15 protein-coding genes are annotated in these 13,072 nt (G+C 38.2%); 4 read left to right on the forward strand and 11 right to left on the reverse strand.

Annotated elements, in window-relative coordinates:
* The first annotated feature begins 30 nt into the window (after positions 1-30).
* Positions 31-420 carry a thiol-disulfide oxidoreductase DCC family protein gene (locus tag BMX30_RS14690; protein WP_090747162.1) on the forward strand — a complete coding sequence of 130 codons (390 nt, stop codon included), beginning with the start codon at positions 31-33 and terminating at the stop codon, positions 418-420.
* Between the two features lie 44 nt (positions 421-464).
* Here BMX30_RS14690 and BMX30_RS14695 read toward each other — a convergent pair whose 3' ends face one another.
* The 8 genes from BMX30_RS14695 to BMX30_RS14730 form a co-directional block, all read right to left on the reverse strand.
* Complete coding sequence (locus BMX30_RS14695) at positions 465-1,022, reverse strand: AAA family ATPase (RefSeq protein WP_090747165.1); 558 nt, start codon at positions 1,020-1,022, stop codon at positions 465-467.
* 16 nt (positions 1,023-1,038) lie between these two features.
* Positions 1,039-1,539 carry a GNAT family N-acetyltransferase gene (locus BMX30_RS14700; protein ID WP_090747168.1) on the reverse strand — a complete coding sequence of 167 codons (501 nt, stop codon included), beginning with the start codon at positions 1,537-1,539 and terminating at the stop codon, positions 1,039-1,041.
* 99 nt (positions 1,540-1,638) lie between these two features.
* Entirely contained in the window at positions 1,639-2,301 is a 663-nt protein-coding gene (locus BMX30_RS14705) for a hypothetical protein (protein ID WP_090747171.1), read from the reverse strand.
* Entirely contained in the window at positions 2,298-3,041 is a 744-nt protein-coding gene (locus BMX30_RS14710; protein WP_139195398.1) for a hypothetical protein, read from the reverse strand. Before BMX30_RS14710 ends, BMX30_RS14705 begins: the two co-directional genes overlap by 4 nt.
* A complete protein-coding gene (locus BMX30_RS14715) occupies positions 3,019-3,921 on the reverse strand; it encodes an ATP-binding cassette domain-containing protein (RefSeq protein ID WP_090747177.1) in 903 nt (300 codons plus the stop codon). Before BMX30_RS14715 ends, BMX30_RS14710 begins: the two co-directional genes overlap by 23 nt.
* Positions 3,918-4,262, reverse strand: coding sequence for a GntR family transcriptional regulator (locus BMX30_RS14720; RefSeq protein WP_244532610.1), 345 nt, complete (start codon positions 4,260-4,262; stop codon positions 3,918-3,920). Before BMX30_RS14720 ends, BMX30_RS14715 begins: the two co-directional genes overlap by 4 nt.
* Before the next feature lie 379 nt (positions 4,263-4,641).
* Positions 4,642-5,172 carry a GNAT family N-acetyltransferase gene (locus BMX30_RS14725; protein ID WP_090747182.1) on the reverse strand — a complete coding sequence of 177 codons (531 nt, stop codon included), beginning with the start codon at positions 5,170-5,172 and terminating at the stop codon, positions 4,642-4,644.
* Positions 5,173-5,260: 88 nt separating this feature from the next.
* A complete protein-coding gene (locus BMX30_RS14730) occupies positions 5,261-5,623 on the reverse strand; it encodes a group I truncated hemoglobin (RefSeq protein WP_090747185.1) in 363 nt (120 codons plus the stop codon).
* A gap of 263 nt (positions 5,624-5,886) precedes the next feature.
* Here BMX30_RS14730 and BMX30_RS14735 point away from each other — a divergent pair, with 263 nt between their 5' ends.
* Positions 5,887-6,354 (forward strand): GNAT family N-acetyltransferase, encoded by a 468-nt coding sequence (locus BMX30_RS14735; protein ID WP_090747188.1) that lies wholly within the window; start codon positions 5,887-5,889, stop codon positions 6,352-6,354.
* Between the two features lie 944 nt (positions 6,355-7,298).
* On the opposite strand, the gene BMX30_RS14745 is transcribed toward BMX30_RS14735, so the two are convergent.
* Positions 7,299-7,532, reverse strand: a complete 234-nt coding sequence (locus BMX30_RS14745; RefSeq protein ID WP_090747193.1) for a group-specific protein — start codon at positions 7,530-7,532, stop codon at positions 7,299-7,301.
* Positions 7,533-7,679: 147 nt separating this feature from the next.
* Here BMX30_RS14745 and corA point away from each other — a divergent pair, with 147 nt between their 5' ends.
* Entirely contained in the window at positions 7,680-8,630 is a 951-nt protein-coding gene (gene corA / locus BMX30_RS14750; RefSeq protein WP_090747196.1) for a magnesium/cobalt transporter CorA, read from the forward strand.
* Positions 8,631-8,806: 176 nt separating this feature from the next.
* Here corA and BMX30_RS14755 read toward each other — a convergent pair whose 3' ends face one another.
* The gene (locus BMX30_RS14755) at positions 8,807-9,334 is read right to left on the reverse strand and encodes a CBO0543 family protein (protein ID WP_090747199.1); all 528 of its coding nucleotides are present in this window, start codon (positions 9,332-9,334) and stop codon (positions 8,807-8,809) included.
* Between the two features lie 197 nt (positions 9,335-9,531).
* On the opposite strand from BMX30_RS14755, the gene BMX30_RS14760 reads away from it, so the two are divergent.
* Positions 9,532-11,667, forward strand: coding sequence for a transglycosylase domain-containing protein (locus tag BMX30_RS14760; RefSeq protein ID WP_090747202.1), 2,136 nt, complete (start codon positions 9,532-9,534; stop codon positions 11,665-11,667).
* Positions 11,668-12,027: 360 nt separating this feature from the next.
* Here the strand turns inward: BMX30_RS14760 and BMX30_RS14765 are convergent, their stop codons facing one another.
* Entirely contained in the window at positions 12,028-12,978 is a 951-nt protein-coding gene (locus tag BMX30_RS14765) for an alpha/beta hydrolase (RefSeq protein WP_090747205.1), read from the reverse strand.
* Positions 12,979-13,072: the final 94 nt, after the last annotated feature.

The following is a 13,072-nucleotide window of genomic DNA, read 5'->3' on the forward strand; positions in this document are numbered from 1 at the left end:
TTAGATATCACTTATTTATGGAGGTTTATCATGAACGGAATCATCTTATTTGACGGCGAATGCCACTTTTGTGACCAGAGTGTTCAATTTATTATAAAAAGAGATCCTCATGCATATTTTAAATTTGCCTCATTACAGAGTGACCTCGGGCAACAATTATGTAAAGAACACGATATCTACTCAAATATAGACAGTTTGGTTCTCATCGAAGGCAACCAATCTTATATTAAATCTACTGCCGTTTTTCGTATTTGCAGAAACTTAAAGGGTGCATGGAAAGCTCTTGCATTTTTGCAAGTCCTTCCAGCACCCCTCCGAAACTTTGGTTATGATGTTTTCGCAAAAAACAGACATAAATGGTTTGGAACAAAGGATACATGTGAACTGCCTCCCCCTGAAATTAGAAAGAGGTTTTTATAGCTTCCACCCAAAAAGCCTCCTCTAATTCAGAATTTGACTAGCGTCTATAATTTAAATCTTTCTTTAATGGTTTCGGTAACTTCTTTCGCACTGAGAGTCGTATTGTTTATTTTTATATAATTTTCCTTGATGATTTCACCTGGAAAAGAGTTTAATCTGTATTGATCCATGCTTGCTTTTAGTTCATTTTCTGACCATTCAATGTTCCGCTTTGATGGCTTATGTTCTAGTCGATTTGAAGTTTTATTCCGCTCAAGCCTCTCCTTCATTTCTGCTTCAAGCTCGACAAAGTAGACGCTTCCACCTTTGCTCTCAAAGATTTGGCATAGGTCCTCTACAAATTTCCAGTCATCCTCTTCATTAAAAGCCCAAACATAGGTGAAAATTAACCCTTCTAATTTACTATTAGCAGCTGCTTTAAAGATTTCGAAACGAAACAGGGTCGATAGTCTCCATGTTTCAGAACTAAATCCGAAAAGAGGGGGTAGTAATTCAAGAGTCATATGATTATGGAAAAGTTTTAATTCTGTCAGTTTTTCAAGTTCTTGTCCTACCGTCATTTTGCCGACTGCTTGAGGACCAAAAATCAACACTAGTTTCATTAATATTCACTCTTCTCTATAGAAATAACACCATATGTTCTTCGTCTAAATAGGTTCCATCTTCGAATTTTAAAGCATGTCTTTCCCTTCCAAACACCTCAAAACCTAGTGAGGTATACAAGTTCTTGGCAGGTTCGTTTGTTGCGACTACGGTTAAATTCAATTGCTCGATTCCATCGATTGTATTTGCCTGATTAATTGCTTCTAACAATAATTTTTTCCCAACCCCCAAGCCACGTTTGTCAGGTTGAACATACATAGCAAAGATATTCGCTTTATGACTTAACTTCAAATATTTCTCTCTAAACAACGTCACTGTTCCAACCAATTCAGCTTCTTGAAAAGCACCAATTGTAATGGATTCATCTGACGCCAACCTCTCGGCATAGGTTTCAATGGACCTGTCCTTCTCCTCTGCATAACTAGATCCGAAGGCTTCAGGATTATTCTTTAATGCTTCTAATCTAACTTTCTGATAGGATTTAGCATCTTCCGACTTCAATCTTCTAATTTCCATTTTACACCTCAATTTTTTTATTCATTATACACGATTTCCTTATGGGTAATATAGGAAAAAGGTGCCCCAACGCTTATGGAACACCTTTTTTATACTAATTTATTTATCAACTACTTCTAAATAAACATTTTCAGCATTTAATTCAAGATCTCTAGGTACCCTTAGATAGATAAATGACTCCCCGCTACTAAAGTAATGATTCTGAATAAATTCCCCGGTGAATTGTCTTATTGGATAACTATTCGTCGCAATCGATAAATCTATATTCTGCCTAATGGGGACGATAGAAAGAGTGTGACCAGCCAACTCGATATCGGGCAACTTAATAATATTAGAAAAGTCGTATCCATCCACAGTTAATTCGTTTCCATATAAAAACAACTCAACCGTGGAATCCTCCCCTTGTTTCTTTTCCACAAAAACTTGTGACCCGTAATCGGGGCTTGCAGTAATCGTTAACGTTTGATTTTGGTAGTTATCAAATTTGATCTCTTTTATTAAATATTCATCGGCCTTATCGATTTGCCCTTTGCTTAGGTTGGTATATAAGGAACTCAAGCCTTCGTCATGGACTTCCTGCCCCCCTTTTGCCTGACTTATCGTTTCTTCAGTCAAAACAGCAACAGCAATAGTGGAAAGAACCAGTACACTGGTATAAACAACTAATAACCAGTGGGTTATTTTTATGGTTACAAAGCTATTCCCAGCTTTAATCATATAAAAGATCAACCCACCTAAAAGTACGATCAGTAGCAAGCTCATCGTCTAACCTCCAATCGATTTAAGATGCTGATGGCCGCTATGAACAATGCGACAGCAGTTAATACAGTCTTTCCTACAAATAAGAAGAGGACAGATTCCATCGCATAAAACTTATAAACATTCGATACGATAAATCCATTAGTAACTACACCTTCCAGAAATAATAGTCCAATAAATAGGATTGGAAAGAGAAGGACAAACAATTTACTTACTTGGATTAACGAACCAATCAAATATCCACATGCGCCAATTAACATTAAATAAAGAAAAGCCACGACAAATCCAAGTACCATATGTTCAGCACCACTACCTATGTTGTACAACTGTTCATTTAAAATCAAATAAGAAATCATCTGAAGCAAATTCCCTGAAAGCAAAGCTGTTACGCTTCCTAGAACACTTGCCGTGACAAGGAAAAGGATATTCGAAAGGCTGCTACTTAGTCGACTAGTCACAAAAGAAAAGTCATGGTTCCTATAGGGTCTAGTTGTGATTGTAACCGCCGTAATAAACGACCAAATAAGGGTGAAAACAAGCACCAAATCCGGGGAATAATATTTTACATTCACATTGACAAAACTTCCCCCCATGCCAGACGAACTGATGCCACCTAACGAAAACAGAATAGCCAATATTTGAATTCCAACGAGCGAACTAAAAGAATCAATATTCGCTTTTAGCTTATAAAAATACTGTTTTTTTACTGTTTCTGCTAAACTAGTTGTTGTTAAAGACATCATCAATTCCTCCTTTCGTTTCTGTTGTCAGGTACACAAACAGATCACTTGAACGAACAGGTGTTAATTCTAACCCCAATTGATGTGCTTTATTAAGTGCTTCCTCAGAAAAATCATTTTTAACAACGACATATAGAGTGTTCATCCCCACGGAATTCTTATAAAGAACTTCTCTCTCCTTTGTGAAGTCGAGAACATCTTCAGAAGCTCCCTTCACTCCAATTGCCCACTCTTTTAAATCAGAGACTGGCATATGCAAAAGTATCATGCCATTATGGATTAACAAAACATCCTCCAACAAATCTTCAATTTCGTCAAGATGGTGACTTGATAGTATGATTGTTCGCGGATAGTCAATATAATCCTTGAGTAAGGCACGGTAGAAATCCTTCCTAACCGCTTCATCCATTCCAGTTGTCGGTTCATCAAAAATGGTCAACGGACATCTCGATGCCAATCCGATTATCATATTGAACGTGCTTGTTTTTCCTTTCGAAAGTCGATTGTGATACCCCTTCGCATCAAAAGAAAAATAGTTAAACAACTTTCGTGCCAGTTGGTCATCCCAATTTGGATAAAAACGAGCGGCTTCGTTTAATAATTCACCTAGCTGTAATGCTGGGGGGAAGCTCATTTGGTCGTCAACAAAAATCGAATTAACGGATACGTTTAAGCTATTGAAGGGAGTTTCTGAAAAAACATTCATCTTACCTGATGTCTCCCGAATAAATCCCGCGATAATTTTAAGTAACGTCGTTTTCCCCGCTCCATTTCGACCAATTAATCCCGTTATCTTGTTTTCCTCAATCGAAAAAGTAAGCTCTTTTAAAACCTGTTTACGAAAATAATTCTTCGTTATCCCCTTAGATTCAATTACCTTCATTTTCCGCCCTCCTCAGCCATTTTCTCTCTCAACATCGCGAATAAATCATCATTACTAATTTGTAGTCTTCTTGCCTCTAATACTAACTCTTGTACTAAGTGCTTTAACGTTTGATTTTTCCGTTTATTGAGGATGATTTCTCTCGCTTCACCCGTAACAAACATGCCCAACCCCCGCTTTTTATATAAAATGTTTTCTTCAACAAGCAAATTGAGTCCCTTTGCGGCCGTGGCGGGATTAATCGTGTACATTTCAGCTAATTGGTATTGTGAATACACCTTTTGATCGCTGTGAAAATGTCCATTTAGAATTTCTGATTCAATCCACTCTGCAATTTGCACATAAATAGGCTTAGTACTATCCGTATTAAGAATCGTCCTCGCCTCCCTCTAATATAGTGCATTACTGTTGTAATGTAGTATATAACGTACATTGAGAAACTTCAATGGGTTTTACCAAAAAAGGGCATTTATCTACGAAACTTTCCAAATAAAAAACAGTCCAAGAATGATATGGACTGTTTATTCTTTACAACTTATTATCAGTTTCCCAACCTTTGACTATGGCATTGTTTCGCTACCATCTGAACTACAGCGAGTTGATTCTCTCCAACTTTTTCTAAGATAATGGATTATGACAAGTAGGCTATGTATTTTTTAAAGAAACTCAAAACCAATGAAAATAGGATCATATATAAGTCCTTCATAATTACCGAAAGTCTTATCCCTTATCATCGCTTCCGATCTTGCTCCATTCATGTTCCAACATACTCATTTCCCAGAGACTCCAATATTCATCCTCAAATTTGCAGGTATCTCTTAACAATCCCTCTTTTTTGAATCCTACCTTTTCATAACAAGCAATAGCCGTCAGATTGAAGTCAAATACCCCCAGACTTACTCGGTGCAGCTTTAATTCTTCAAATGCTATTCGTAGGATCTCATTTACCATTAATTCCCCAATCCCTTGTCCTCGAACAATCGGATCTCCAACCAAGACTCTCCCGATTCTAGCGGATTTGTTTGTCTGATCAATCCTAGCTAACGATATATGACCAATAACCTTGCTAGTACCTTTCTGATAAACACTATATGCTAGAATCGTAGGGTCTTGTTTATATTTATTTAATTGTTCGTCATCTAGAGGATATTGAAAGCTAGAACCAGCCCATTGCAACAAAAAGGCAGGTGATTGAACCCAATTGATTAATTGAGGGAAATGTGAACGCTCAAAAGGTTTCAATTCAATCATGATCTAACTCCTCCAATAAAATGTCATTAATTTAAATAATTGAGGAGTTGCACTAGCAACCCCCTTGTCCTTTTCTTGCTGATTGTACTTAGTGTAATTGAATATCGTCTCTAAGTGAACCGACTTTTTCTAATGCTTGTCCAATATCAGATTCGCTCACACCGTAGTGTGTCAGTGCATCATGTAGATGGGTAACAATAGCATTAAAATGTTCAGGTTGAATATTCATCCCTTCATGGGCCTTTTCCATTGATTTTCCAGAATACTGATGGGGACCACCCAATGCGAAGCTGATAAACTTCGTTTGATGGCGAATTTGTTTTTCCATATCAGTACCTTCAAAGTAGTGGTTTACCGAATCATCCTTTAGCACCAATTGATGATAAAAATAGTCCACCACTTTCGCAATCGCTTCTTCTCCGCCAACTTTCTCGTACAGGCTTTGTTCCATTAAGTACACCTCTTTTTATTTAATATAGGAATTATTTTCTTCAGAAAATAAATTTATATCCATTTTTTTCTAAGACGTTTAGAGGTAAGAGCCTTCCTACGCATTAACTTATATAAAAAAAGCTGCTCAATAAGCATATCTGCCAATTAAACCTATGGACCAAAATTTATGTATAATTAATAAATACTAAAGTTTAAAGATTGAACGCAACCTTCGTATCTATCAAGTTATGAAAGACTTCAAACTATTATTGAGGTGATAAAATGATATTACACATTAGTCCTATGAATGAACATTATGCATACCAAATCCTAACCTGGCAGTATGAGCCACCTTATGATTTTTACAATAATAACTTTAGCGATAGTGCTTTGCAAGAGTTGCTTGAGAACCCCTATTATGCGGTAATAGATAATCATGATCAATTAATCGGATTTTTTTGTACTGGAATATCAGCACAAGTGCCAGCTGATTCCATGGTGGATGTCTATTCAGAACAGAAACTCGATATCGGGGTCGGAATGAAACCCGAGTTAACGGGGCTAGGCAATGGAAAGGCATTTTTTTCGTTTGTTCTCAACTACCTTCAAAAGTGCTATAATGACGTACCCTTTCGCTTGACCGTGGCTAAATTTAACAAGAGAGCCATTCGCCTCTATAAACAGTTAGGTTTCAGTGAGGAAACAGAATTTACACGTGGCTCTACCGTTTTTATAACGATGATACGGTGAATAAGCATGAAAAAAAGGCAGGAAAACGTATCTGCCTTTTCTTTTAATTGACTTTTTCAATGGCCTCTTCTAATGCGAAGGATCTTTCGGTATCTTTTAAGGAATGTAACAAACTTGGACTTTAAAAACATGTTCATCCACTTTGATTCTCTGATTGAAGCACGGAGATTCTGATAGGAGCTCACTAGCCTATCCTTTAGTTTCCCTTCTTTCTTCTCACGTGGACCATTTATGTATCGTTTCCAGAAAAACTGGACCAGTTCCTCGATCACAAGGAGTAAAACAATTGGTATCAGGGCTATCAACACCCATTTCAACATAGTTCCAGCTCCTTTCATCAAAAATAACTGTTTCCTATAAAATATATGAAACTATCACCATATCATTCCTTTTGAGACATATTTAGTTACTTTAAAGTTCCCCCCCTTAAACCGTTGTAAACCTGAGACTCTTCATCTTAAGTTGACCCTTACTCCAAACGGTCTAAATTGTTCAACTTTTCCCTTTGCTGCTACAGTTCCTTTACTACATCTGACATCTTCCATGCACTATTAAAGGACCTAAGATATTATTTCGACAAATTCCATACATTTCCTGTTTTTACTTTCTTAAGAACATAAGCGCAAGCGCCTTGGTCAGCCCCGTGAGTCTAGACGAGCCGGCCAGAAGGTTGTCCTTTAACCTTCTTGACGGATTGTACGAAAAGCGGAGGCGACTGCACAGGGACGACAAGCATAAGACGCGCCCTGTAAGAAGGTGCTTTTTACCTTCTGAAAGGGAGTGGCTTATGTCTTCCGAGTCCCTAGGAGCTGCAGATAGACAAGCTTATGACCCGAGGGGCTAGGCGATGGAGCTGGATGCAGAGAACGAACACAATTATCCACATCCTTAACTTTTTATAAAAACAAACAAAAAAACGCCATTTGGCGTTTTTTCTCTATTGCCTATACATTCTTAACGACCATAGAAAGACGACGGTTCCGCTCTTCCTTTTCTGCTTCGCTAGCTAAATCATATTTTTTGAGAAGGTGGAAAACTTCATTTAGGATATCCTGAGTATGTTCGTCTGCAAAGAACCCTTGGAACAATGGTTTTAATTCTTCTGGTAAAAACGGTTTCTGTTCCTCGTATTTTTTCCTTACATCATCGTGGCTGTGATCTAGTTTGCATTCTCCCATGGCATAGCGCCTCCTTAAGATATTCTTCCTTTAGAATACCAAACTTTTTAGGGATTACGCTTTAACATCTAATATTTTATAGAATTTTGTTCTTAATTATAATTGGTTTACACTATGGGTGAGCCTATAAAAAAAAGAGGAATTTTTATGATACGCACATTAGCCATTACTAGAAATAATGATGTTCACTATGATATACCTGTAAAAGAGCTTGTCAGCGGGGATTACGCTTGGTTTTGGATTGATTTTTATCAACCTTCGAAGGAAGAAGTTGTTCTCTTAAGAAATCCACTAAGGTTCCATCCATTAGCAATCGAAGACTGTCTACATACTTTACAAAGGCCTAAGCTGGATTATTATCAGGACCATACATTTTTCGTCTTCCATTCACTTAACCAGAAAAGTTTAGAAAAAGAAGAAGTCGATTTATTTCTTTCGGAAAAATATATTGTCACGTTCCATCTACATCCATCATCTGAAATCAATGAGGTATGGAAAAGACTAAAATATTCAACGGACCCTAGCATTTTAAGTCCATCGAACTGTTTGTATCATATCCTTGATAAGATAGTTGATAATTACTTTCCACTTGTCTACGAGATTGAGGACATATTAAATGATTTAGATGAAAATTCAAATCAGGAAACAATGGAATCCCTTCTAGAACGGTTATTTGATACTCGACACGACCTACTATCATTAAGGCATACGGTTAGCCCTATGCGTGATCTAGTCTATCGAATGCTTAATTCGCAAAGGATAGCTGAACTGTTTACGAATATCGAATACTTTTCAGATATTCATGACCACTTACTAAAATTGACTGAGATGGTCGAAGCGAACCGAGAACTAACAACAGATATCCGTGACAGTTATCTTTCCCTGAATTCACACGAAACGAATCGAGTGATGAAGGTCCTCACAGTGATTACGACCATTTTTATGCCTTTAACGTTTATAGCTGGAATCTATGGAATGAATTTTGAGAACATGCCAGAGCTAACATGGGAATACGGCTATTTTGTTACTCTATTAGTTATGCTTGTTATCGGCCTAGGCATGTTTCTATGGTTTAGAAAAAAAGGGTGGTTCAAATGAACCTCTCATCACTAAAGTAACGAGTGTTCTAGGGAACAACTATACATCAAATCAATCATTACTATACACAACATGCAATAGTGAATGGAGAATAAAAGAATGAACAAAAAAACAAGCCATTCCACCTGACAGAATGGCTTGCGATTGTGCGTATATAGATCTTTACATACAAACTACTATCTGAATACATCATTGGGCACTTCAAAAATATTCCATAAAAAAACAACAAATAACAGTGAGAGAATCCACGCAACCCAAGTTTTTAAGTAATGAATTCGCAGGATTGTAAACAGAACAAAATCAAACAGAATAGACCAATAGAAATTCCAACCATTATTATATTGAATCAGATTAAGTTTTAGATCTATCCATTCATTTACAGCATATATCACAACCCATAACAACAAATACAAGAATTGTTTAATCTTTTTCCCTTCAGGAAATTTAGACAAAAATATAAAAACTGTTGCTGGGTATTTAATCAACATTACCGATAAAGAAACATGTGTGTTCGTTAACCCGATTTGCTCATCCATTCCTCTCGGGTTATATGTCCACATAGGATATAGGTCGGATAATAGATAAAGATACAGAAAATCTCCTAACATAAAAAAAAGAAGAGTCGGATAGTATTTTTGCCAATTTTTCAGATCCCCCCATATGAGCAGAGGAAGTAACCAAACTAAAGCGTATATTGCATTCAAAGTTCACACCCACTAAATTCCAGATATTAACATTATATCCACATAACGTCGTTTTATTTACATTTATTGGGACAAAAGCCATTTCGCTCTTTTCCAACTTCAAGAAAATCTATATAATGATGAAAACACTATCTGAAACCAAGATTAGCCGTTTTACGTATTAGTATATATAGCACTTCATGAAGATAGGAGATCGAATGGATAAAATCAAACAAAGAATCAAAGCAGTTCTAAAACGAATATGGGACGCACTCATTCTCTTTTGGCAAAGAAAACATATTACTCAAATTTTGTTATTAACTATATTGGTCATTGTCCTCCTATCCATCCTTTGGTTCGCCTTTATTGCCAGCCAAGCGAACGTCCAAAGCCTAAAGGACGGACTAGATCAGTCAACCATTATTTATGATAAGGATGGGGATAGTGCCGGGAGTGTTGCAAATAACCGCACCAATCGTGTAGTTTTCACCCAACTTCCAGACCATATTACCAACGCTGTGATAGCAATTGAAGATGAACGATTCTATGAACATAACGGTTTTGATATTAAAGGAATTGCTAGGGCCTTTTTCGGTAATCTCTTTGCGGGGAGTATTACTGGTGGTGGCAGTACGCTCACCCAACAACTAACAAAAAACGCTCTACTGTCTCAAGAACAAACCTATAAACGAAAAGTGGAAGAATTGTTCCTCGCTGTAGAGATTGAAAAAGCCTACGAAAAAGAAGAAATCCTTGAAATGTATTTGAATCAAAGTTACTTTGGAAGCGGTGCTTGGGGGATTGGTAATGCTTCAAGAAAGTATTTTAACAAGGATATCCAAAATGTGACCATTAGTGAAGCAGCCCTTCTTGCTGGGTTACTCAAGGCTCCTTCTAGCCTTGACCCCTATAAAAATTACGACGGTGCAGTGAATAGAAGAAATATCGTCCTTGATAAAATGCATGAACTTGGAATGATTACAGATACCGAACATGAACTAGCTAAAAAAGAGCAAATCACTTTGAAAGACGGCGGCGGTAGTCTGTACGAACGTAAATTCCCTTACTACATGGATGCTATTTTAGACGAAGCAATTAATGAATACGGACTAACCCAAGAAGAAATTTTAACGAGAGGCTATGTCATTCATACTCAGCTTGATCAAAATTTACAAACTAGCCTTGAAAAGGTCTATGCGAATGACTCTAATTTCCCGAGAAGTAGTGGTAAGCAGAAGGTCCAAAGTGGTGCTGTCCTCCTTGATCCCGGTACAGGCGGAATCCGTGCACTTGTTGGAGGGCGTGGGGATTATGTGTTCCGTGGCTTTAACAGAGCAACTCATTTGAGGGCGCAGCCAGGTTCAACAATGAAGCCTCTAGCTGTCTATACTCCTGCACTTGAAAATGGTTTTAAATATGACTCCATGTTAGTGGATGAACAAATGGCCTTTGCCAATTATAAACCAGAGAATTTCTCGAAAACATACCAGGGAGAAGTTCCAATGTATGAAGCAGTAGAAAAGTCAATCAACCTTCCTGCGGTATGGCTTTTAAATGAAATTGGCCTTAAAAAAGGGATAGATAGCATAAAGAAGTTTGGAATTCCCGTACAAGAAGAAGATCAAAACCTTGCGATTGCTCTTGGAGGGATGCATAAAGGGGTTTCCCCTCAGCAACTTGCTGAAGCTTACTCTGCTTATCCAAATGAAGGCGAACGGATGGAAAGTCATATTATTACCAAGATTATTGGACCTACAGGGAATACCATTGCAGAATATAAGGGAAATTCCGTTCGAGTGACCTCCAAAAAAGCAGCCGAGGAAATGACATCCATGCTTCTTAATGTTGTTGAAACAGGAACAGGACAAGCGACTAAAATCGATGGTTTAAGTATCGCCGGGAAAACGGGCTCCACTCAGCTCCCTTTTAATGACATCAGGGGGACGAAGGATCAGTGGTTTGTTGGCTATACCCCTACTATTGTTGGTGCAGTCTGGATTGGTTATGATAAAACAGATCGTGAGCACTATTTACCAAACAGTAGCGCTCAAACCGTTGTTCCGATTTTTCGGAAGATAATGGAGCAAGCTTCTCCTCATATCGAAGAAGGCCAATTTAATGTCGAGTCAGTGAACTCGAGGCTTGAGGGTTCGGAACCAAACAAATTGGATGAAGAAGAGTTAAAAGAACAGGCTAAGAAGCTTGAAGACGAATTGAAAAAGGCTGCAGAAAAAGTAGAAGAGAAAATCAAAGAAGAAGCACCAAAGTGGAAAGATGTTTGGGAGAAAGCCAAAGAGGATGCCGATTCACTCGGAGGATTGGTTAAAGATAAACTTAGGGAATGGGCTCCGTAAGAACAAAAGCGCAAGCGACTTGATCAGGCCCGTGAGTCTAGACGAGCCGTCAAGAAGGTTGCCCTTTAACCTTCTTGACGGATTGTACGAAAAGCGGAGGCGACTGCACAGGGACAACAAGCATAAGACGCGCCCTTTCAGAAGGTGCTTTTTACCTTCTGAAAGGGCGTGGCTTATGCCTTCGTGTCCCTAGGAGCCGCAGCTAGACAGACTTATGACCCGAGGGCCTAGGCGCTGGAGCTGGATTCAGAGAACGAACACAATTTTATTCACACCTTTAACTTTTATAAACGATTATAAGAACGCTTGGGAATAAGCTCCCAAGCGTTTACTTATTTGTGCCCTGCTGACTGCCATTCATTAGCTTGAGACAGTTGTTATATGTTTTTGAGTCCAATCTCTTAAAACAGAGTACAACTCTTGACTTAATGGCTTATGAATACTTTTTTTATAAATTGACTTCACCTTCAACATTGATACCGGTTCATCCTGGTCACGTAAGAGATGGTTCATCCCCTCAATAACATGCGCTTCTGCTTCACCATTAACATTTTTAGCAAGAAGATAAACATGTTGCGGGTTTACCTGAACATCCTTACTCCCTGTTATCGCAAGAATCGGACACTTAATAGCTGCGAGATCTTCGGTAATTTCATACTGAAAGTGTTCTCGCAGCCATTTGGCATTTACTTTAGCTAGACCCTTTCTAATCACTGTTTCATTCGATTGCGCAATTTCATCAAATAATTTTCGTTGCTTGGAAGCTGAGGTTTTATGTACCTTCAATCGTCTGAGCAACCATCCTTGAAATCCCTTCATGCTAGAGACTTCCTCTTCTAAGAGTTTTACCTGCAATTCTGAGGCATTACGAACATTGTCTGCCTGACCCGCAATAAATATAAGCCCTGCAGCATCAACTTCTTTATTTATTGCTGGTAATAATGTACATCCTTCGCTATGTCCTAGAAGAAAGACCTTATTAGGGTCAATTTCGGGGAGCTGCCATGCGGCTTTTACAGCTGCAATTCCATCGTCCACTAAGTCCTTCATACCGGTATGATAGAAGTCTCCCTCACTTGCTCCTGCGCCGCGTTTGTCATATGTAATACTAGCGACCCCTAAGGAAAAAAAGAACTCCGCAAGATCCTTATAAGCATTCATTTTCATTCCTTTTACATTGCCATCTCGATCAACTGGTCCTGAGCCATGAATCAAGACAATAATGGGGAGCTTCCCTCCTTGATTATCTGGAACTCTGACTGTCCCTTTCAAGGTTACATCAGTGTCAAAATGAATCTCACGCGTTTCCACTTGATTCCCTCCTTTTGTTGTGTAGCAGCTTGGCTATGCACGTTCAATGTATTTTGTATACTTCAATTTTATCCCAATGCCTTTATTTATAATA

The organism is Mesobacillus persicus (genome assembly GCF_900109925.1).
Taxonomy (GTDB): Bacteria; Bacillota; Bacilli; order Bacillales; family Cytobacillaceae; genus Mesobacillus_B; species Mesobacillus_B persicus.